The organism is Thermodesulfobacteriota bacterium (genome assembly GCA_034189135.1).
Lineage (GTDB): Bacteria > Desulfobacterota > Desulfobacteria > Desulfobacterales > JAUWMJ01 > JAUWMJ01.
Genome location: JAXHVO010000032.1, coordinates 1 through 22,477, shown reverse-complemented (window position 1 = coordinate 22,477; position 22,477 = coordinate 1). Strand labels below are relative to the sequence as shown.

The window sequence follows — 22,477 nt, the reverse complement described above, 5'->3', positions numbered from 1 at the left end:
TTATTCTTTTTCGCTGTTCTCGTCGGAGGGTTCTTTTGTTTCTGTACTTAAGGTAACTGCCGGATCAAAAGGTTTGGATTCAGTTGGTTTAAGTGTTTCGAGCTCTTTTTCAAGCGAGGATATCTTCTCAAGGTGTGTATTTATGGTGGTGTTTAAGGTTTTATTTGTCTTTTTTAATTTAAATCGATCGAAAAAAATAAAATATGCCGCAAACAGCAGACCGGCTAGAAAACATATCAAAAAGAGGAAAAGGTTGGCAGCTTCCGGTAATGCAAAAGTTTTAAAATAAAGATTTAACCCGAGACTTTGCCTGGCAAGAAAAAAATCCTGATTCTGGTGAACCAGAAGCACTAAAAGCCCAATAATAATGACCCATATGCCGATTTTGACTCTTTTAACATTTTTATTCCATGAATTCTTAATCATTGTATTTCCAATCTATCAAAATGAACCTTTAAATTATTATAAGTGGTTTGCAGGTGTTCCGGGATGACACGAACATCGGCAAAAACAGTGAGTGCATTTGTATCGCCAAACCACCGCGGAACAATATGGAAATGGAGGTGTTCCTCTACCCCGGCACCTGCCACCTTGCCCAAATTAAGCCCGACGTTAAATCCATCAGGGTTCATCACTTTTTTAATAATACCCACAGATTTCTCAACAGTGATCAACAGGCTTTGCATTTCTTCGCTGTTGAGTTGATCCAGTGCGGACAAATGCCTGACAGGGGCGACCAGAATATGACCATTGATATAGGGATATTTGTTCATCATCGCCATGGTAATGTCACCCTTAAAAAGGGTCAACTCGTCCTTTTCTGCCAGCGCATCACAAAATATGCAGCCTTCTTCCTTATCGCTCAGAATATACTCGATCCGCCACGGCGCCCATACAGTTTTCATAAAAGCCCTTCATATTATTACCACGGATTTGCACGGAAATTTCACCAATATCAAAAATTAAAACTCAGTGTCTCTCCGTGAAACTTCGTGGTAAATATTTTTTCTACTTTCCAATTTCAAGTTTCAAGCCGTGAACGGCTGCCTTTCATTCAAAACTACTATTTTAATCGTGAAAAATCAACTCATTTTTGGTTTAAAGCGACAATCTTCACCTCTCCCCACATACCCATTTTATCGCCGATAATCACCGCAATTCCTTTAACCCCGTCAATTGTTTTGCCGAAATCCATCGCCCTTTGAACATCTGTTTTTTTTATTACCCGGTTTCCTATTGAAGTCGCAGCCGCATCAGCCAGAAAGCATGATTCGGATATCACACAGACTGCGTCCGCTTTTCCCTGACTAAAGGAATGACCGACACTGCCGGAAGAGGTGCATACCGCGACCTGCTTGCCGCCCGGGTCCACATGCAAGCCGATATGCATGCTCAGAGGTGATTTCCCCGCAAAAATACCCACAGTGACCGGATGCTCCGTTTTGATAAACAAATCGCCGCCATTTTCAACGATTACCTGTTCAGTATGGTTTAAAAGACCGATACCGACGTGTTCAGCAACAGCACCGGCCACTGAAGCCATAGGGCCCACCCCCGCTTTTTCACCGGCAATCACCATATCTGAGATGATGTTTGGTACAGGTTCGCGTATTTTCCATGGTTGGAGCGTTTTCTCAAATTCGGGATGCCTTTGGATATATGTTTCTATATGACCCCGGTATTGCAAAGTTAATTCCCGTGCAACCTGCGTTAGGTTTTTAGCCGAATGGATAAACAGGTCGGTCTCTTTCACCACCACCTGGAAAGGGACCAGTTGGTTGGCGTAGATTTTATTCCGGTATGATCGCTTTTGATACATCGATAGGTTTCGGGTTGCGGGTCTTAAATAGGATATTTTCCTTTTTTATACCTCGTAACTCAATATCATTAACTTATACGATTATTGAACTGCAGAATATCGAACAAGGAATATCGAATTTCGAAGTGTTTTACCTTAGTTCTGCGGTTCGATATTCCTTGTTCGATATTCGATATTCATAAATTGCTTGAAAATTCGATTGGGTTAAACATATTTACTCGTACCCCGCAACCCGGTACTCGTAACCCTCAACATGATTTATCAGTATAACAACAACTTGTTGAGTAATATCGACAGCAAGTTTTCTAAATGATGTCCTTAAATCCCTAATAATACTGTGGTTCCGGTCTCATACTCTCAGGGCACTGTCTCAGGAAATATTGATCCGTCATTCCTGCGATAAAATCCTTTACCATCTCTTCTTTGCTGTGATGTATGTGATAATCTTCCGACATATCCTTTAAAAAGCGCGTGAAAATCACCGAAGAATGATTTTCAGTTTCAAGATCATTGAGGTATTTTTCAAACAACATTTCAAAAAGTTTCCTTATGGTACCCAAATGCTTTTTTATTTTTGGATTCATGTAGATATGCGTAAGATTGAATTCCTTCAACTTTTTTAGTGCAGCTGAAATTTCGGGACTGAATGCAAGGTAATTATGTTGAAAACTGTTTTTGATCATATCGGTCACCAGGTTAAATACAATGGTCCCGTTTGAATCTCCGAGATATTTAACGCTTTCTATAGGAAGATCGGATCTTTTTATCATATCCAGACGTATGGCATCTTCAATATCTCTTCCTATGTAGCTGATGGTGTCGGTCATTCTAACCGTACAACCTTCCAGGGTCATGGGTATAAGCAAAGTATCAGGGTCTTTTTTTTTGGCAGCCATCTCTTTTTTAAGTTTTTCAAATGATTTTTCCCTTTCCGGTTTAAGCTTTCTGTCATGAATTTCTCCGTCATGGCATAAAATTCCATCCAGGGTTTGCAGACACAAATTCCATCCGTCTCCATTCCTTTCCACCTTGTCAAGAAACTGAATACTCTGAACATTATGCATGAAATACCCGATCCCGTGTTTTTTACAAATATCGGAGAGAATCCTTTCGCCGTCATGACCGAAAGGCGCATGGCCGATATCATGCCCCAAAGAAATGGCCTCTATCAAATCCTCGTTTAATCCTAAAAAGCGACCGATCGTCCTGGCAATTTTCGATACAAGCTGAACGTGCAGCACCCGGTGAGTAATGTGATCGTTTTTTATCAGATAAAAAACCTGAGTCTTGTCTATGTATCTGGTATAGGCCCTTGAGTGTAAAATTCGGTCCACATCCACAGAAAATGCCTGACGGTATCCTGTTTCAATATTTTTTTCATCCACGCGGCGCACCGCATTCTTGCTTAGGGTTGCAACCGGAGAGAGGTTTTCCGATTCCCGCTGGTCCAAGGTCTGTTTTATCATATCAAGAACTGAATGATTAAATTTCTTCATTATCGATCATGGTCTCCATGAGTTTTTTATAATCAATTCCGGCTGTTCTAAAGCCTTCTTTACCATATTTCATATTTGCCTCAAGAATAAAAAAGCGGTTCTTATGCATGCAGATATCAATACCCACATCGTCCCAGTTACACTTTTTTGCAGTATGCAGGGCAAGTTCATGGGCCTTTGGGGGCATATGATCAAAACTGATCTGGCCGCCAAGGGCAACATTACTTCTGAATTCACCTTTAGAAGCAATACGCCAGTAGGAATGCACAATTTTTTTGCCTATCACCACGACCCGTATATCACGGTCAACGGGCAGGTATTCCTGAATATAGGCCACGTCCGTTGCCTTCAGATATTGTTTAAGCTCTTTCTCATCTTTAATAAGGTAAACCCCCCGACCCATTGCCGATCCACGGGGGATTTTACCTATCAAGGGAAATGGGAAATGATCGTTAATTTTCTTTTTTTGGCGCTTTCCATAAAAAACCCTTGTTCTGGGGTGTGGTATTTTAAGCAGCTGAAACAAAGCGGTTTGTTTTATCTTGTCTTGAACACATTTATAAGTATGATAGCTGGGAAAAGTTTTTTTTCCCATTGCATCAAACAGGTCGGCATAGAACGTGGTTGGGTAATAGATTTTACCGGCATTTCGTATCCGCTCCGCGTCTCGGCTGCTGTAATCAGAGAAATTAGGCCGAACCCCAAGTGTTAAAACGTTTTTACAGTCTTTAAGGCGTGCTTCAAGCGCAATTACTTTTGAGTTATGAGCCATGGTTTATTTTTTTCACGATTTGAATAGTTTTTTAATCAGTTCTCTGCTTCGTTTGATATGGCTTCCCTGCCAGTATATTCGTTGGCACTTTGGGCAAGTTTTGAACGAATCCTGACTTTCCCACACATAATCAGGTACCACTGAACGCAGGGAATTCTTATCAATCGTTCTGATTTTAGTGTTGCATCTAATGCATCTGGTAAACGTTTTTAAATCTTCGTTTGTAATTCCGAGTGCTTTAACCACCTCTTGAAGCTGGTTAAACGGTTGATCGGATTCTATAAAAATCAGTTGAGTGGTTTTGCACTCATCCCGGATACGTTTGGTTCTGGTCAGCAGAGTCCTGCCGTTTTCCACCGGAAGAGTACGATCTGATGGGTAAATCGTATCAAATCCAAGTATTCTCAGCCATTTAGCAAGCTTTCCGAGTGTTTTTTCCGCCGCAAATTTTATTTCCATGATGGTAATAAAAATATAACACTTGGATTTTATCTTTCAACAGGTAAAATTGGCTTCACCCTGTTTTAGGAGAAAAGCATACTGTTTCTCATAAATTTTCACGCCCGACTTGTCAAAACGATGCATCAAACCAAAGGCTCGTCCGGGTAATCGCCTGTTTGACCGGTACAAGACTGACAAATGAGATCGGTATCGTACACGCCCCCTATCTTCTCAGTTAAACCGATGCAGTCAGAGACAATCAACGCAGCCGTGGGATTCTGTCTCTTGGGGCTGGCTCGAATCTAATTGAAGCGAGATAGCTGCCGTACGTTCATTTACAGGTAAGATTGTAAAGTCTTGTACCGGTCAAACAGGCGATTACCCGGATGAACCGAACTAAGATTGAAAAGAGAATGTTTGTTTCTAATGAATATGTTCCGTTTTAAACAATGAAAAACCCGTATATAGGTCTGTCTCAGGATGATGAGAGATGGTAAAAAAAAGGGCAAAAAAAAAGGGCACCTGTTGCCAGAATGCCCTTTTCATTTTCTATTTAAAAATTAAACTTTTTCGACGTTTTTGGCTGAAGGACCTCGATCCCCTTCTTCCACGTCAAACGTCACCCGATCGCCCTCGGAAAGGGTTTTGAAGCCTGACATGTTGATCGAAGTATGATGAACAAAAATATCTCCACCTTCCTCTTTTTCAATAAAGCCATACCCTTTCTTGTCACTAAACCATTTTACGATACCATTTGCCAAAACAATACTCTCCTTTCAAAAAATAAAAATTCTTGCCTAATGCCCCAAGTTTTTCCATCTCAAAAAAACTTTTCATCAGAGCAATACAAACCGGTTTTATTAACCGGACCATCATTTTGTTTAAGCATATGATATATCCATAAAAAGTCAAGTAAAAAGATCACAGATGGCCGCCATAAAAAATATTTGCCTTTTACCATTAATGTTATTTGTCCTTCAGCATCTCATAAGCTTGTTGTATTTCTTTAAACCGTTCTTCCGCAATCTGTTGGAATTCTTTGCCCAGATGAACCACTTTGTCAGGATGGTATTTGCCTGCCATCTTTCGGTATGCTTCCTTTATCTTCTGTTTGGATGCATCTTTTTCAATGCCAAGTATTTCATAAGGATTTTTTATTGATTGTTTTGATTCGAACTGAGAATTTGAACCGGAAGATTTTTCCTGGGAAAATCTTTGTCCCTGATTTTTTTCAAAGGAATTTTCTGACTGTTGGAAGCTTTGCTTGCTGTATTCCTGTTTCTTTTTATTTAAATATAAATACCTGAATAAAAAACCTAAAATTGCCAGATCATCCAGCCATCCCCAGCCGACAATGAAGTCAGGCAGTATATCGTAAGGGGAAAGCAGATACAGCACAGCTAATATTATTAGTATTATTTTCATAGCGTTATATAATGACCCTTAATTAATATCTTTAATAACCAGACTGCCGATTTCGCAACCGATATCCCTGGCAATGACCGGGCACTTTGCTTTTAAGATGAAAAAAATGTTTTGGTCTGCACTGCTAAGGGTTTCGTAATTGCCCTGGCCTTTTGCCAGTACCAGATCCGCAGCGAAAAATTGGGTTAAAAACTCCGGAGAACAATTTTCCAGTATGGTTCCGGGTGCATCCGACCCGTTGTCGATGACCTCAACGATATCAGTCAGCCCCGTGAGTTTCGCATCAGCCAAAGTGGCATCGTTTATCACCGGATACCCACGCACCACAAACGTCACCCTATCTGCAGGCAACTGTTGTATTAGTAACTTATCGAAAACAATTTCACCGGTATTGTCCCCCAGATAAAGAATTTTTTTGGCAGAATTCGCAGCTGTTCGCAATTTTTCTATATTTCCAGACAATTCCTGTGACATGGCTTGTTCTATGGTTGCCATGATATAAGGCTTTGTCAGATGATGAACTGCACCTGAGTCTATAATGTTTCCGGCAATGGCAAAACGTACGGCAGCCTCAAAAGGGTCTGCGGCATTCTTAACCCTGTCTGAAAGTTCAGCATAAATACCAAGGGCCAATTTGTTAAAATTGTGCTTTAATTTTTGGTAAGGATCCTGATTCCCGGAAATTTTCCTGATTAATCTATGGATATACTGTCCCATCACAGGTGGCGATTGGCCAAAATCCATATCGCTTACCTTTGCAAGAACGCCTCTGAGTATCTTTTCCTGAAGTTTTTCGTCTGAAGTCGCAATTCTTGAGGCTTCAAGGGTCTGGCGAACAAAACACGGTATGCAATCGAAGTATGTTTTCAAATTTATTAAACTGGTTTTATTTATTTTATTATTAAAGCTAAACGGTTGTGCCACCCGAAGACCAGCATACCCACATGAGTGTGGTCCGACAATTTTTTACTTTTTACAAAATTATCAATATATAGTATTTTAGCTTGACTACCACCACAACCTGTAGTATATGGTGGGACATTATTCACACGGCATATTGAAATAATGGACAGAAGACGTTTTCTAAAAAATAGTGCTTTTGTGCTGGCATCAAATTTTTTCGGGCTCAGCATTTTTTCCAAAGCGTTTGCCATGGTTGAGAAAAAAAATAATTCTTCTGTTCAACCCTTAATTGCCCTGATAATCGATGATATCGGATACAGCATCCCCCGCGCAAGAGATTTTTTAAATGTGAACATCCCGATGACTTTTTCCGTGCTGCCCCATCTGACCCATTCTTATCGTATTGCGGTTGAAATCCATGGCCAAGGACATGAAATCATGCTGCACCAACCCATGGAACCTTTCAACTCCCACCTGGATCCAGGCCCGGGGGCACTTTTGGTGGGATACAAACCACAGAAAATCTCTCAAATTATGCAAGAAAACATCTTTGCGGCACCTTATGCCACCGGAGTGAACAACCATATGGGTTCAAAGTTTACCTCATGTGATAAGCAAATAGGTCATGCGCTCAGGGTCATTAAAGACTCTAACCTATTTTTTATTGACAGCCTGACTTCAGGCCACAGCGTTGCCCACCAAACCGCCAAGAAACTTCACATGACGACCGCGTGCAGAAATATATTCCTCGATAATTGTTTGCAAGACAAATATATTCGGCGACAGCTTTATCAGCTGGAAATTCATGCAAAAATACACGGATATGCCATCGGAATCGGCCACCCTTTTCCACAAACCGCGAAAGCCATCAGGTGCTTTATTTCAAGTCCCAAACATTCCGGCGTATCTTTTGTTCATGTGTCTGATATTCTCTCTTTCCATAACACAAAATACAGTTGAAAACGTCTTGTTTGTTGTGATAAAGTTCAACATCAATCACCAACCTTAGCTAATCTTTTTTCAACTTAAGGCTATCTGTGATGCATTCGGTTAAATCATTGGTAATCGTTTTTTTTGCCCTATGCCTGGTTGCTGTCATCGCTTTAAATTCTTTAGCGTCCGATCATATCCGCATGCCGATTTGGTCGGGTAAATTTTACCCTTCCAACCGAGCGGAACTTGAACAAATGATTGCCAGCTTAACGCAAAAGGCAACACGAACCACCGTTAACATTCCTCCCCATAAGCAGCTTAAAGCCATCATCCTGCCGCATGCCGGATACATTTACTCCGGTTTTACTGCTGCCCACGCCTCTTTGGTTCTAGGGAATAATCAGTTTAACAAGGTGATTCTTCTTGGACCCGATCATCGCATCGGTTACCGAAACTGTGCCATCAGCCAGGTCAAAGGCTACCAGACCCCTCTCGGCTTGATCGGTCTCCATCCAGATACCCGCCGATTGCTTAACAAAACAAATCTGTTTCAATCCATTCTAAAAAATCACGAAATTGAGCATTCTCTGGAGGTTATCCTTCCTTTCTTACAGTATTACCTTAAAGAATTTAAACTGGTCCCCATTGTCATGGGCCATCCAACTGAAATCAGGGGGATTGCGGATACCATCGAACCTTTGCTCGATGCTGACACCTTGCTGGTGGTCAGCTCGGATTTATCCCACTTTCTCCCCTACTCCAAGGCCTCAGCCAGGGACAAAGAGACCATTGACCTTATATTAAATAACAAAGCTAAAAAACTAAAAAACAGAGAAAACTGCGCCTGCGGAAAAGTACCGATTCTCCTATTAATGGAAATCGCCCACCGCCGGCAATGGCAACCTGTCCTGCTTCATTATTCAAACAGCGGGGATACCGCAGGGGACCGTTCAAAAGTGGTGGGATATTCTGCCATTGCCTATTTTGGCGACACATCCCTGAGCCAAAAACAGGGGCAGGTGCTGGTTAAACTGGCCCGTAAAACCATAATGGAACAACTTGGACAAAAAATGTCGGCCGACCAATCCAGGCAGTTAGCCGATGCCTTAAAAGACCGTTTTTTTACCAAACGCTGCGGCACATTTGTCACCCTTAAAATCGACGGCCGCTTGCGCGGCTGCATCGGAAGCTTAACCGCTAAAGAATCGATCCAATCAGGAATTATACACAACGCGCTGAATGCCGCTTTTGCTGATCCCCGTTTTCCTCCTTTAACATCTGATGAGTTTGATCATATCGATATCGAAATCAGCGTACTTACTCAACCCAAACCCCTTGAATATACCGATTATTCCGATTTGCTGGCTAAACTCCGGGTAAATATAGACGGGGTGATTATCCGCAAAGGACGGGCAGTCGCCACTTTTTTGCCCCAGGTCTGGAGACAGCTGCCTGAACCGGAGATTTTCCTTTCCCGCCTATGCTCAAAGGCCGGTCTTTCTGCAAATTCATGGAAAAACACCAAACTTGAAGTCTTGACCTACCAGGCTCAATACTTTGGACTTGCTGAAAAATAACGTTACATTTTAATGAGAACAATTGAACCCGCCATAAACCGAGTGGTGATCGCCACGGGAATCTCCTCCGTGGTCACCCAGCTTGTCACCATTCGTGAATTTTTAACCCAGTTTAATGGGAATGAGTTTATCATTGCCCTCATTCTATTCAACTGGCTGGTCCTTGGTGGAATCGGAACATTTCTGGCCCACATTATTTCCAGGAGTCCACGGCATGTTGCGGTGAATCACCTGGGCTGGCTTTCTTTTTGCCTGGTTTGCCTGCCTGTATTTCAAATCCTGGGAATACGTATACTGCGAGACGTCCTCTTTATTCATGGAAGCTCCGTTGGATTTTATCCGACCTTTGCATTTACTTTCTTAACCGTTGCGCCTTATTGCCTGCTCATCGGTTTTGTATTGCCCTACGCCCTGTTCACCATCAGAAAGGAAATTCCCGATTATCCCGGCGCACGGATCTATATCACGGACAATTTGGGAGACATCAGCGGAGGCGCTCTGTTTTCCTTTATCCTTGTTTTTCTGGTCTCTCCCCTGCAGGCTGTTTTGTTGGCCAACCTGCCGCTGATGTTGACCACCTACCTGTTGTTTCATTTTAAGCACCGGTATCATCCGGGTGCCATACTTTTTACCTTCCTGTCCGTTCTTATCCTTTTCGCCGGCGTATATTTAGAAAACCCTTCACTTGCTCCGCGCGAAGGCAAGCTGGCCTTTTACGGTGAATCCCGCTATGGCCGCATCTCGATTCACCAGGACAACGAGCAATTCACTTTGTTCCAGGACGGTGTTCCATCATTTAGCAGCCAGAATCTGACCATGGCTGAAGAGGCTGTTCACTATCCATTGTCCCAGCGTGATCACCTTAAAAATATATTAATTATCTCCGCCGAAAGCGGCATGATGACCCAGTTAGAAAAGCATCACCCGGAATCTGTCGATTTTGTGGAATTGAATCCGGATGTTTCCCACGTGTTGTTCCGCTTCAACATGCTGCGGAAAATTTTAAATCTAAACGTCATCCACCATGATGGCCGTGCCTTTCTTTCCCGCTCAACAAAAAAATATGATGCAGTCATCATGAATGTTCCTGAACCCACCACCTTTCAAATAAACAGGTTCTTTACCGATAAATTCTTTGCCATAGTCAAGGATCATCTGTCCCCCGAGGGGATACTCAGTTTTTCCGCACAGGGATTTGATAATTATCTGGCAGAACCTCAGCGACAGAAGCTTTCCTCGCTGTATAATACGGCGGCTTCTCATTTTAACCATCTGTTGATGCTACCCGGTCAAAAAATCTTTTTTGTTTGCAGCAACCATCCGCTTTCCGCCGATATACCGGCCCTTCTTACGGCAAAAAATATTTCCACCAGCTACATCAAAGGCTATTATTACGGCAATGTGACCTTGGAAAGAATCGGTCAGCTAAAAAAATTGATAGACCCCAGCACCCCCATTAATTTCGATCACTCCCCGCACCTCATGCGGCTTATGTTTTCCCAGTGGTTTGCCAAATTTTCCACCTCTCCCAACCTGTTTTTTACCGGGTTGGCTTTAATCACCCTGATCTATCTCATTCGCATATCAAGGGAAGAGTTTGTCCTTTTTTCCACCGGATGTGTGAATATGGGAAGTGAAATTTTAGTTATCTTTGCTTTTCAGATTTTTTTCGGTTATATTTACCTTAAGATCGGCTTAATTATCACTGTTTTCCTTGCAGGGTTATTGCCCGGAGCCTGGCTGGCAACCAAACTCAAGAGAAATGAAATAAAACAGCTGATGTTTACCGATGGCCTTCTTATTGTTCTCCTGGCCGGATTTATTTTTGTCTTGAAGTTCTGGGCCTATCACCTGCCCGAGATCTTTTTTCTTTCTTTCGGCTTTGCGGTTTCTCTTGCCTGCGGGTTTCAGTTTCCGGTGGCGTTTCATTTAAGGGGGGCAGACAACTCAGCTGCATCAAAGTCTTTTTCTGCGGATCTGATCGGTGCCGCTGCCGGTACACTGCTCACCAGCGTGATGCTGCTGCCGTTTTTAGGTGTGTTTAGAACTGCGGCAGCCTTGATTGTTCTAAAACTGTTGAGCTTGATCTGGTTGGGGATCAGTCATGAAAAAAATTAGCAGACGACACTTTATTATTTACAGCTCGGCACTGCTTTCCAGCGCCTTTCCCTGCCAGACCTTCGCCTTTTTGCAGGGGAAAAATTATCAGATATCCGGACCAGCTGATATCAAAGGCAAGATATTGAAAGGTGATGCGCCGGCAACCCCGTGGAAATGGTCCCATGAAGGGTATTTCTATAAAAAACTGAAAGGCGACCGGGTGGTCTGTGGTATCTGCCCGAATCGCTGTATCCTGTCTCCCGGTGACCGCAGCGTGTGTCGATCCAGGGTCAACATAAACGGCAGTCTTTACAGCCTGGCTTACGGCAATCCCTGCGCCTTACATGTTGACCCCATAGAAAAAAAGCCGCTGTATCATTTTAAGCCCCGCTCAAAGGCCTTTTCCCTGGCAACCACCGGTTGTAATTTTCGCTGCCTGAACTGCCAAAACTGGGAGATATCCCAGGTCAAACCCACCGAAGTCCGTCATCACGAACTTTTCCCTCCGGGGGTGATAAAAGCGGCCATGCAGTCACAATGCAAATCGATAGCCTACACCTATTCAGAGCCGACCACATTTTTCGAATATATGATCGATACCGCCCGTCTGGCAAAAGCCAATGGGTTATACAACCTGTGGATCTCAAACGGCTATATCAACCACAAACCGCTGTTGGAATTTTGCCAAGTGTTGGATGGGGCCAATGTCAACCTCAAATCTTTCAGCGATGCCATTTACCGCAAACTAAACGGGGGGCGGCTGAAGCCGGTGTTAAACACCTTTAAAACCCTCCATGAGCAAAAGATTCATTTTGAAATGACCAATCTGGTCGTTCCCGGATATACCGATGACCCGGACATGGTTAAACAGATGTGTGAATGGATTCTTGAATATCTCGGACCGGACCATCCGTTGCACTTTCTGCGATTTTTTCCCAGGTATAAGCTCGACCGGTTGCCACCCACTCCGGTTTCCACCCTGACCCGATTTCGCCAGCTGGCCATGCAGCAGGGAATCCGCTATGTCTACCTCGGTAATGTGCCCGGCCATGAGGGCAATCATACCTACTGCCACCACTGCAACAAACTGCTGATTGAACGTCAGGGTTATTTCATTCCCACCTACAACCTGACCGGCAATCAATGTAAATTCTGCAATACTGTTATTCCGGGGGTGTGGTAGTTCGTGGAGGGATGGTTAAATATTATGTTTCTGTAATCCTTTTTTGCCTGTGCAACCAATTCGCCTAATTTATCCATATCGCCGCCACAGAGATTCACTATGGCCAGTTGCTCACGCTCAGAGTCTCGCTCGTATTTTTCAACTCCATATCTGGACAAGGTGTCAATGGCTTCGGACTGAAACTCGTTGGAAAACGCATTAAAAACAGCCGTCTTGACAGCCTCCGAAGTTTTTGTTTTATTTTGCTCGTTCATAATTATACGCCCAAGTTTTGACCGGTAAACTGCAAACAGCGAGACGATAAAGCCGTGCTGGAACCTTTACAGCATAACTATTTAATAATCAAGTCATTACCACCGGCTATTCTGCTGGTAACGACTTAGACCTGCTATTCAACAATTAATCCATCAGGCGTCAGACAATCCAAGTGTGGATAGGTACTGGTAAGGAAAATAGAATGAACAAAACCACAAATAAACGGACAGTGGCCAGAACTGTGGAGATCGCAATTCTGCTCGCCCTTCCCATAATTTTTCACTTTCTGTTTCCTATATTAATCGTAGTCCCCAAGCCTTATACCTACCTTGGAATAATCCTGCTGGTCTCCGGTTTCGCGCTGGCAACCTGGGCGGCCAAGTCATTTCAGGTCGCAGGAACGAGCTACCAGCTTCATGGAGAGCGGTCTGCCCTAACGACATCCGGACCGTTCCGTGTTAGCCGTAATCCGATGTATTTGGCCATGGTGATCTGGCTCGTTGGGCTGGCAGTGTTGCTGGGATCGTTGACCGCATTCCTGTTTCCGATTCTCCTTTTCCTGGTAGCCAACTTTATGATTATCCCGCCTGAAGAAAGAAACATGGAACGGATGTTTGGTGAACAGTATGCAAAATACAGACGTCATGTGAGGCGATGGCTCTGATTGAGATATAAGTTGATCTTTTAAACGAGGCTTCAACGGAAAAAGTGAAAAGAAGATGAGTCCTAAAAATTGCGACTGCGGTAGTGACAGTTGGAACATTTAGCAAGCCCGGCATCGTTGGTGAATACTCCCAAAAACGTTTATACCAGGAGGTTGAAATGAAATCCACACAATTGAAAAAAATTATCACATTCATCCTGTTCGTGTTGTTATATGGATGTTCGCACTCATACAGTGTAAAACCTTTTCCGGTCAAACCCGATTTAGTGCCGGAAATGAACGTCAAAGATTCGGTTCACATTATAAACGCCCAGCATCAAGGAAAAAATACTGTATTTTACAGTATTGCGGGAAGCAAATGGATTGGGGATTTGGGTGAGTGGACAGAAAAGGCAGCCGGCCTGTTAAAATTCGAACTGAAAAAAAGAAACATCAACGTCACCGAGGATGCCCACAAAATACTGAAATTAACCATCACCGCAGGAAAGCTTAACAGTGAGTTTTCAGGAATCCGTTGTATCGTGATGCTTAAAGTAGAGGTAGCAGACGGATATACTCAGGAGTATGAAGGCAACCACATCAATCACTCCCCGTTTGCTCAGCAGGCAAGGTATCATGCCGGTGCCGGCGCAATAACAAAAGCGGTAACCGCCCTGCTAAATGATAAGAAAATTATCAGCTATCTCGAAAAATAACCATCAAAACGCTGACTATGGCAATCAAGCAAGTAAAATGATTTACTTTACCGCAGAGTAACAAAGCACGCAAAGAATCGTTTTTTTATTGTTTTCAGCTGAGAGGCCGAAAGCAATAAGGAATACATTCCTACAGAAAAATATAATTTGATATGAAAACATGTAGTTGTAACAAAACAAGCGTTGATTGATTTTCTTTTGCCGTCCTCTCAACGGCAAAAGAAATAATATTTTACTCTGCGATCTTTGCGTCTCAAGCAAAGCCCCGCTCAGCGGGACAAGCCGGGCGGTGAAACGATACAAACAAATACATAATCGAACTTGCGAATTAGGACGTTTAGCTAAAGAGAGTGAACGATATTTCTAAATACCAAAAACAGCTGGGGAAAAAACTGGATAAACTGTCCAAAAAATGGCAATCAACGGGTTTACCCTCCAGATCGGGTCTTGAAAACGCAGCTTCGGATTTGCATGAATGGAAAGTTGAAACAGGTGTTTTAGGGATTTGGGATCAGCCTCCGCTGATGCTGACCGGAACCATTGACGACGGCCTAGGGCATGGGCTCGAAATTATTAACATGTTTGCCGAGATTTCCGGTGTTGAAATCATTGAACTCGGGCTTCTGCTGACACCGGAAAAAATCATCAGCACCTGCAACAAGTATCAGCCTGATTTGTTAGGATTAACCGTGCTCCAGTTCGATTCAGAGGAAGACATTTTAAAAATAAGCCAAAACCTCCCGTCAAAAACAAAAATCATCGCAGGAGGACCGGTTTTTACCGCAGACCATGAATTTGCATCCCGCACCGGTATCCATTTCGCCGCAAAAAATGCAGCCGATTTTATCCAATATCTGCTTTCTTTTAAGAAAAAAGATTAGCCAGCCAAAATTGATCTTAAACCGTAAAACAGTTAGTCTTCGCAAAGCAATTTGGTACAATTTAAGAACTATTTCTTGTGTTTAACATCTTTTTGGGTTATTATAGATTTTACATTTATTTTAAATCTGAACCTGTTCTCTATCTCATCCAACTGCGAACTGCGCGAACCTCTTTGGCTCCTAATTTTATTTATAATTATAAATGATCTGCATAATAAAATAGATATTATGCTGTTTTCATAGACATAAATCGCTTTTTTTCCATATTTAATATTTTTAATAATCATATAAGACATCATGCCCCCATTTCCGTTGAACTCCACTGAAATTAGACATCGGAGGTGGAAATTGTTCTGCACAGAAATTGCACATACACACGTAATTTCTGCGCAGGACAATTTCGCTCAACTGGGCCATCAAATTCATATGAAAATTGAAGATCAAAGAAATAATTCTTCGTGGAAACCAGCGATATCAATGCTTGAAGAAGAAATCTAATGATTAAATACTCTAAATGGTAAAGTGAAAGCAGTAACTTGAGTTATCCTGACAGCATAACATATCGGAAGCCTATTAAACACCCTTCGGATTGAAAAATGGCAGACTATTCATCAGTATCAATACCACCCCCCCAAAATTGGCAGGATTTTGAGCGCCATTGCAGGGTGCTTTTCGAGTGTATTCTCGACGATCCAGCCACTGCTTTAAATGGGCGTCATGGGCAAGCCCAAAATGGTGTTGATATTTGGGGAAGACGAGGCGGTTCGGGTGGGCACTACGTCGGCGTTCAATGTAAAGGGAAGGACCGTAATCTCGGAAAGAAAGTCACTGAGAATGAGCTTAGAAGAGAGGTGGAGAAGGCACGCAATTTCACTCCTCCCATTTTGGAATTTTTTCTTGTCACTACCGCCCCAGACGACACCAAAATCCAAAAGGTTGCTAGAAATATAACTCAAGAAAACAAAGAATCCAACCACCCTATGGATGTTACCGTATGGGGGTGGAGTGAGCTTGAGAATCAAATTAGTCAGTACGCCCCAGCGATACAGGCTTTCCTTCCAGATAGCACACCATTCACAGATAAGCTATTAAGCGACTTTGCTGATTCAAAAAAAGACCATGTTTTTATTATGAACAAGCTTGACAAATTATTCGAGCTTAATAAATATGCTATCCAAAATAGCAGCGATACTTCAACAAAAGCCTCTGAAACGATCGATATTTATTTGCATGATGAGATTGATACCTATCGTGATCTAATAAGGGATGACCGTGCCCGAACAGCCCTTGATTTACTAGAGAGATTAAAAAAACGTTGCTGGGGAAAAGCATCATCTCGTGCCCGATTTCGGATGATCACAAACATCGGGGCGGCAAAGTTGAAAATGGGAGACGAGAAAGGCGCTGCCGACGATTTTATGGCAGCTATAAAATATGATTCTACTGACAAAATTGGAATGGCCAATCTAACACTCTCCCATCTGATCAAGGGCAATATGGAGGAGGCTATTAAAGCTGCTGAAGCTGCGCTGCACCAAGATCCTATGAACGAAAATGCTGCCTCTTATCTTGTCCAGGCTCATTTCAATGATGATTCGATAACAGATCCCTTAATTCTCATCCCAAAAGAAATTCATGATACACCAGCCGTCAGGATGGGAGTCATCTCATTTTTTCGCCGTCGGAAGCAGCCAGAATGGCGGAAAGCAGCACGAGAGGCATTTTCTCTTTTCCCCGATGTAGATGAGTTAAAGCGTGCCGCGGCTGAAGCAGACCTTGATGAGATTATGGAATCACGCTGGATATTGTTGGGCCAATGTCAGCCGGTTGGTTTTGATACAGGCATACTCCGCACCGCTATTAAACATCTTAAGTCGCTTTGGGAAAAACATAAGCGTGCTGAGGAAGCATTTGATGACACAAGTCTCCCCCACAACCTATCAGTTGCATACCGTGCCCAAGGTGACCACGAATCGGCGGCAAAAGTACTCGATGAAGTACTTGAAAAGACACCGGATGACATTGACCTTATCAGAGAGAGGGCTGCCATTCATTTGGTATTGGATGAAGAGGAGAAGGCATTAAAACTTCTACAAGAAAAAGCCGGGAAAGACCCGGAGACCGCTGTCATGATAGCGCAACAACTTGTCAAGATTGACCCAGAGGCGGCGCGCGAAGTATTAAGCGATGTGTCTAAACCCCATGTCGACGAAAAGCATAGATTATCAGCCTCTTTTATCAAAATTGAAAGCTACTTAAAGGAAAATAAGCCGAATATCGTAATGGATCGTTCGAATGCCTTAGCAAAAGCATATCCGGGAAAAATCGAAGTCCTTGTTTTTCTTGCCCATTGCCAGCATAGGTGTGGTGACCCAGCAGCTGAGCAGACATTGACCCAAGCTATGAAACTATTGAACGATGCATCTTCATTCTATGATCGATTTGTCGTTGCTAAGGAACTGGATAGACAACAACGGTATGATAAAGTAGTCGATGTACTTGATAGCTGGGTTGATTTCACTCGCGATACGCCAGCCCTGCGTCTGCTTCTGCCTGCCATGATCAACAGTGATCGACGTCGGCAGGTGCATGAAGCAATAAAGAAACTGCCTCAGGATATTGCAGAAAAACCCTTGTATCTGCGAATACAGTCAGCAGTACACATGATCCGTGGTGATTATGTCACCGCTGAAAAAGTGATGGATCATTATATTCAAATGTGTCCCGAAGATCTTTCTATGCGTTTTAAATGGATTGACGTCCGTCTGCGTCGCGGTGATGAAACGGACGTAAGGGCCTTTCTTGAAGGAAACGTGGAAAGACTTGATGGAAAACCTCTTGACCGCATATACCTTGCCAGGTGGCTTAATCATTTTGGCTTTGAAGAACGTAGCCTGAAGCTCGGATATGCAGTATTCATCAAAAATCGCAAGGACCCAAAGATTCATTTCCAATACACGTGCTTGTTACTACTTTCAAACAGAGCAGAAACAATAAATCTCGAAGTAACAAAAGTCGGGCCGGATGTTGTTTTTACTATTGAAAACGAAAGAGGTGAGAATGATAGATATTTGATCGAACCGGAAGAAAAGCTTCGCACATACAACAATCATGCCATAGCACCGGATCATCCTGTGGCTCGAAAAGCACTTGGACTCCGAGCTAACGATACATTTATTATTGATGAACGCAAAGAACCTCGCGAAGAATGGCGCATCGTATCTATAAAACACAAATGGTTGGACGCCTTGCACAAGTCAATGGAACGTTTCGAACGTCAATTCCCCATGTTTAAAGGATTCGAGAAAGTAACCATCGATAAAAAAGATCCTATGCAACCCATCCTCACTATCGTTAAAGACCGCCATGACGCAATGCAGGCCGCCTTTGATCAATATGAGCAGAATAATCTTCCTCTCGAGTTTATATCAAATAACTTTGGGGGCAATATCATCGAGGCATGGCACGGCCTGCATGACGCTGGACGTGCATTCCGTGTTTGTATCGGTACTTTGATGGAAAGAGACGCAGCCTTGGAAGCGATTAAACGCAATGAATGTCATGGTTGCGTCGTTGATATACTTACATTTCACATCATCCGCAGGTTAGGTATTGAAAACCCTGTTTCAGCGATATGCGGCCCGATTGGTATAACCGAATCTTCAGTGGATATTCTGCGGCTCCGTAAAGAAGACATAATTTCTCATATCGGCAAATCCTTCATGAATATCTCTTGGAGGGATGGGCAGTATTTTCGCGACGAGATCACAGATGAACAACTTCAGGACGTTTTGAAAATGGTTAATGATGACATAGATTGGATTGATCAACATTGCAAAATACTGCCTGCCGAGGGTACACGAGAGTTATCCCCTCAAATACGCAAGATTTCCGGTGTGTTTGACAGATACTTTTGTGACACTATTCTCGCAGCTGATGGATCAAACAGACTTTTACTCTGTGAAGATTATGCATACCGCATGATTGGAGCACAAGAGTTCAGATTGAAAAGTTCCTGGCTCCAGCCAGTGCTCATGGCCGCACAGAAACAAAATCTGCTGACGACGGATGGATATGTTGAGGCTATAATTGACATGATAGATGGCGGTTTTCGATTTATCTCGGTCGATGCAGTGGTCCTACTAAAGGTTGCAAATGATAAAAACGATCCAGGCGGGCGAAAATTCGCGAAAGTTGCAGAAATACTGGGTGGACCCGATGCCGATATGATATCTCATATTAAGGTTGCTGCAAACTTTTTTACTGAAATTTGGAGAGAAGGTGACCCTTCACTGGAATATCAAGCTCAGACGGGAAAGATCCTTGAGTGTCTTTTAAGAGGGCAACCCAAGTCATTTATTGCTATTATAGAAAAGCTTCGATCACTCGTTCCATATAGCAATAAAGGGTTTGAAAGATATCTTATCGGATGGTTGCAAGGTCATTTCGCCCCTTAGGGTTGCGGCACATTAATTTATAAGTTTCTAACGTGTTTGAGCTATGCTATCCTTTAAAATAAAATCACCAAACAGTGTGTGGGTGTCAACATTACATTTTGACAACAAGTTTGATCACATTCATTCTTTTCGTTTCAATTATCCAATTTTTCAAAAACGGGTTGCATACGAATGATAGACGATTTTCAAGTTGGGTTTATCGTTTCTCATAATAAGCGGAGGTGCAAAATGAAAATTAGTCAATTAATTTTTAAAGCTAGATTATTTTCAGTGCTTTCTGTGATTCTGTTTTTATGCGCCTGTGCATCTTCGCAACACATTAATATTGTTGTTTCTCCAAAATACTACCAAAAGCAACAGATGAATATCGCGGTGCTGGATTTTGACTATAAAAAAGGCGATACAGTTGCATCTTTGCTTTATGGGTCAGGTTCAGCAACAGACGCAGGGAAAATGATAGGCGACCTGCTTACAAGTCATCTCATGTCTTTACCAAATGTCACTGTGGTTGAGCGCTCGAGGTTGAAAGCCGTTCTAAAAGAAAAAAATCTTACTATATCCGGCCTGTTGGAATCCAACCAACTTGCAGAGGTGGCAAATATCGCTGGAATAGATGCCATTATAATCGGAAGTGTTGGAGACGCATCCGGCGGAAACGCTGTTTTAATCTACCAAAAATCTTCCGTATCTTTTTCTGCAAGATGTGTAAGAGCTTCTGATGCGGTTGTTTTATGGTCCGGGTCAATTACAAAAGTAGTTGGAACGGACGAAACAACCAGGGTGATTAATGAGACTGTCAAAGCTTTTTCCAAAGAATTAATCAAAAAATTATGCGGGCAAGGCAAATAATTAACAGCATTTTTTGTCGTATTCCGAGCTTTGCGAAGAGAGTTCAGTGAAAGGAGATCTGAATGAACATTAAGAAAAATTTTGTTGTTTTGGTGGCAGCTTGTTTGATTGTTTTTTCTCTGCCTTTAACCGTTTCTGCTGACAGCTGCGATGATGTGATGGAGGAAGCCGGCCGGATATTTAATGCTGCCATGGCTGCTTCAAAACAAAAAGAATATGCAGAAGCCATCGAACTATATGAAGAGGCAGAAGAATTGTATCAGGAAGCTTCGGAAATGGAAAACTGCCGTTGTCCCAAAATCGCAGGCTCCGCCAAACGAAACATAACCATCTGCAGGAACAACGCTGCAAAAATTAGAAAAGCCCTGGAAAATCAGGAGAATTATGATGCAGAGTTAAAGATTGTCGAAATATACAATCAGGCGAAAATGAAATTCAATCAGGGGAATTCTTATGCCAGAAGTCAGCAATGGGAAAGCGCGATTAGCGCTTTCGAAGAAGCCGAGGAAATTTGGCAAAGCATTGCTTCAACGGAAACTGAAAATGGCAGAAGGGCAATGCAGTCAGCCAGGCAGGCCCGCAATATGGCAGATTTAGCCAGGCAGCGGTCGGAAATGTAGCAGCATATATTCCATTCACCTGGCAGGGATCATACAGTCGACCTTGCCACTTCCCTTTAGCCTGCCTGATGACCAATGTAAGGCGTAATGCTTCAAACTGAAAGACTATGAATCAAGTGCAGTATGAAATCCGCCAGACAACAATGGATGATGTTTCAGCTATAGCTGAATTGACAGCACAGCTTGGTTATTCATCATCAGAGTTTGAAATTCAACAACGTCTCAGTACCCTGTTGAATTCCCAGGATCATGTCATTTATGTCTCCTTGGTGTCGAGTGGGAAAATAGTCGGCTGGATTCACGTGTACGTGGCTAACAGAGTTGAATCAGGATCATTTGCTGAAATAGGCGGTTTTGTGGTTTCAGCATCATTTCGCCGGAAAGGTATTGGAAAAGCGCTGTTGAAAGCCGCTGAAAACTGGACGGTGCAAAACGAACTTACCAGGCTGCGGGTAAGAAGCAACAGCAAAAGGAAAGACGCCAAAGAGTTTTACTCCAATATGGGTTTTTCTATATCCAAGCAGCAAAGAGTATTTGATAAAAAAATAGGTTAAAAAGCAATTAATTATCGAAGCCAAAACCCCGGTAAGGTTCAATTTTTGCCTCAGTTACCAACCAGTTATCTCCGTTCTTCCTAAAATGTATGCCGAGCCTGTACAGGTCGGCAAGCTCACCCACTTCTTTAAGCCAGCGTTCGGGGTCCTTATATAGTTTTTCCAAATCAGGAACAGGTTGTTCTTTTTTAACCACCAGAAAATGCACCACTGCAGTGGCAGATTTTTCTTTTTCCAAAATCTCAACAGCGGGCTCGGGAAAAATCAAATTGAACTTGCCATATCTTCTAAAGGTCAGCCAGAGGAATTTTCTCACCTGCTGGCGTTTCAATTTCCCATCCTGAGCGGTAAAATTTTTGGTAGTTAATTCCATCAGCTTTCCCGTATCATGCTCTTCTGCCAGCACCTCAGCTTTTTCGATGACGCTCAGAATGAGTGAAATATCATCATCTTCTTCTTTCGAGCAGGATGACAAACAGCATGCGGAAATAAGAACGAGTAGCGCAGTAAAAAAATAGCGATTCCAGAGATAGCGATTTTTCATAAATTTCTATTGCCTGATATTAAAAAATAAGTATTTCCCAAAAATCTCTCATATTGAAGTAACATGATTTATCTTTCCCCTTAAACACCTGTCCTTGTCAAGTCCGAGTTTTATTATTTTGGTATATAGAACTTTTTGCTCAGCCATCGGTGTCATTTCTTACCCATTCATCATTATTTAATCCCATATAAGTCATGACCTCCGGCCCAGCCGGAGGCTTGCATAAAGCCCTATAAGGGCATCGATACTGATAACCCCTTAAGGGGTATTATTGTGTTAAAATTACTGTTCTGCGACCAAATCCATTTT

22 protein-coding genes are annotated in these 22,477 nt (G+C 42.7%); 11 read left to right on the top strand and 11 right to left on the bottom strand.

Going from position 1 to position 22,477, the window contains the following annotated elements:
* The 9 genes from SWH54_04750 to SWH54_04710 form a co-directional block, all read right to left on the bottom strand.
* On the bottom strand, window positions 1-426 hold the full coding sequence (locus tag SWH54_04750) for a LapA family protein (protein ID MDY6790561.1): 426 nt from the start codon (window positions 424-426) through the stop codon (window positions 1-3).
* On the bottom strand, window positions 423-905 hold the full coding sequence (locus SWH54_04745) for an HIT domain-containing protein (protein MDY6790560.1): 483 nt from the start codon (window positions 903-905) through the stop codon (window positions 423-425). The genes SWH54_04750 and SWH54_04745 overlap by 4 nt, the downstream gene beginning before the upstream one ends.
* A 182-nt stretch (window positions 906-1,087) precedes the next feature.
* Window positions 1,088-1,819 (bottom strand): UPF0280 family protein, encoded by a 732-nt coding sequence (locus SWH54_04740; GenBank protein MDY6790559.1) that lies wholly within the window; start codon window positions 1,817-1,819, stop codon window positions 1,088-1,090.
* Window positions 1,820-2,145: 326 nt separating this feature from the next.
* The gene (locus SWH54_04735) at window positions 2,146-3,315 is read right to left on the bottom strand and encodes an HD domain-containing protein (protein ID MDY6790558.1); all 1,170 of its coding nucleotides are present in this window, start codon (window positions 3,313-3,315) and stop codon (window positions 2,146-2,148) included.
* Complete coding sequence (locus SWH54_04730; protein ID MDY6790557.1) at window positions 3,302-4,087, bottom strand: RimK family alpha-L-glutamate ligase; 786 nt, start codon at window positions 4,085-4,087, stop codon at window positions 3,302-3,304. The genes SWH54_04735 and SWH54_04730 overlap by 14 nt, the downstream gene beginning before the upstream one ends.
* 12 nt (window positions 4,088-4,099) lie before the next feature.
* A complete protein-coding gene (locus tag SWH54_04725) occupies window positions 4,100-4,546 on the bottom strand; it encodes a Mut7-C RNAse domain-containing protein (protein MDY6790556.1) in 447 nt (148 codons plus the stop codon).
* Window positions 4,547-5,088: 542 nt separating this feature from the next.
* Window positions 5,089-5,289: a cold shock domain-containing protein gene (locus SWH54_04720; GenBank protein ID MDY6790555.1), complete on the bottom strand. Its 201-nt coding sequence runs from the start codon at window positions 5,287-5,289 to the stop codon at window positions 5,089-5,091.
* Window positions 5,290-5,494: 205 nt separating this feature from the next.
* Window positions 5,495-5,953 (bottom strand): DnaJ domain-containing protein, encoded by a 459-nt coding sequence (locus tag SWH54_04715; protein ID MDY6790554.1) that lies wholly within the window; start codon window positions 5,951-5,953, stop codon window positions 5,495-5,497.
* Window positions 5,954-5,971: 18 nt separating this feature from the next.
* On the bottom strand, window positions 5,972-6,823 hold the full coding sequence (locus SWH54_04710; GenBank protein MDY6790553.1) for an ARMT1-like domain-containing protein: 852 nt from the start codon (window positions 6,821-6,823) through the stop codon (window positions 5,972-5,974).
* 195 nt (window positions 6,824-7,018) lie between these two features.
* Between SWH54_04710 and SWH54_04705 the strand changes: the two genes are divergently transcribed.
* The 4 genes from SWH54_04705 to amrS all read left to right on the top strand — a co-directional run bounded on the left by SWH54_04705 (window position 7,019) and on the right by amrS (window position 12,649).
* Window positions 7,019-7,816 carry a divergent polysaccharide deacetylase family protein gene (locus SWH54_04705; protein MDY6790552.1) on the top strand — a complete coding sequence of 266 codons (798 nt, stop codon included), beginning with the start codon at window positions 7,019-7,021 and terminating at the stop codon, window positions 7,814-7,816.
* 80 nt (window positions 7,817-7,896) lie between these two features.
* Entirely contained in the window at window positions 7,897-9,366 is a 1,470-nt protein-coding gene (gene amrB / locus SWH54_04700) for an AmmeMemoRadiSam system protein B (protein ID MDY6790551.1), read from the top strand.
* 12 nt (window positions 9,367-9,378) lie between these two features.
* Window positions 9,379-11,484 (top strand): hypothetical protein, encoded by a 2,106-nt coding sequence (locus SWH54_04695; protein ID MDY6790550.1) that lies wholly within the window; start codon window positions 9,379-9,381, stop codon window positions 11,482-11,484.
* Window positions 11,471-12,649, top strand: a complete 1,179-nt coding sequence (amrS, locus tag SWH54_04690) for an AmmeMemoRadiSam system radical SAM enzyme (GenBank protein MDY6790549.1) — start codon at window positions 11,471-11,473, stop codon at window positions 12,647-12,649. The genes SWH54_04695 and amrS overlap by 14 nt, the downstream gene beginning before the upstream one ends.
* On the opposite strand, the gene SWH54_04685 is transcribed toward amrS, so the two are convergent.
* A complete protein-coding gene (locus tag SWH54_04685; protein MDY6790548.1) occupies window positions 12,607-12,903 on the bottom strand; it encodes a hypothetical protein in 297 nt (98 codons plus the stop codon). The genes amrS and SWH54_04685 overlap by 43 nt on opposite strands.
* 203 nt (window positions 12,904-13,106) lie before the next feature.
* On the opposite strand from SWH54_04685, the gene SWH54_04680 reads away from it, so the two are divergent.
* From SWH54_04680 to SWH54_04650, 7 genes are all read left to right on the top strand, one after another.
* On the top strand, window positions 13,107-13,568 hold the full coding sequence (locus tag SWH54_04680; protein ID MDY6790547.1) for an isoprenylcysteine carboxylmethyltransferase family protein: 462 nt from the start codon (window positions 13,107-13,109) through the stop codon (window positions 13,566-13,568).
* 158 nt (window positions 13,569-13,726) lie between these two features.
* Window positions 13,727-14,263: a hypothetical protein gene (locus SWH54_04675; protein MDY6790546.1), complete on the top strand. Its 537-nt coding sequence runs from the start codon at window positions 13,727-13,729 to the stop codon at window positions 14,261-14,263.
* A 350-nt stretch (window positions 14,264-14,613) separates the two neighbouring features.
* Window positions 14,614-15,144 carry a cobalamin-dependent protein gene (locus SWH54_04670; protein MDY6790545.1) on the top strand — a complete coding sequence of 177 codons (531 nt, stop codon included), beginning with the start codon at window positions 14,614-14,616 and terminating at the stop codon, window positions 15,142-15,144.
* A 596-nt stretch (window positions 15,145-15,740) separates the two neighbouring features.
* Window positions 15,741-19,601 carry a hypothetical protein gene (locus SWH54_04665; GenBank protein ID MDY6790544.1) on the top strand — a complete coding sequence of 1,287 codons (3,861 nt, stop codon included), beginning with the start codon at window positions 15,741-15,743 and terminating at the stop codon, window positions 19,599-19,601.
* Window positions 19,602-19,772: 171 nt separating this feature from the next.
* The gene (locus SWH54_04660) at window positions 19,773-20,450 is read left to right on the top strand and encodes a CsgG/HfaB family protein (GenBank protein MDY6790543.1); all 678 of its coding nucleotides are present in this window, start codon (window positions 19,773-19,775) and stop codon (window positions 20,448-20,450) included.
* 62 nt (window positions 20,451-20,512) lie between these two features.
* Window positions 20,513-21,070, top strand: a complete 558-nt coding sequence (locus SWH54_04655) for a hypothetical protein (protein ID MDY6790542.1) — start codon at window positions 20,513-20,515, stop codon at window positions 21,068-21,070.
* A 107-nt stretch (window positions 21,071-21,177) separates the two neighbouring features.
* Window positions 21,178-21,624, top strand: a complete 447-nt coding sequence (locus tag SWH54_04650) for a GNAT family N-acetyltransferase (GenBank protein ID MDY6790541.1) — start codon at window positions 21,178-21,180, stop codon at window positions 21,622-21,624.
* 7 nt (window positions 21,625-21,631) lie between these two features.
* Here the strand turns inward: SWH54_04650 and SWH54_04645 are convergent, their stop codons facing one another.
* Window positions 21,632-22,168, bottom strand: coding sequence for a hypothetical protein (locus SWH54_04645; protein ID MDY6790540.1), 537 nt, complete (start codon window positions 22,166-22,168; stop codon window positions 21,632-21,634).
* Between the last annotated feature and the right edge of the window lie 309 nt (window positions 22,169-22,477).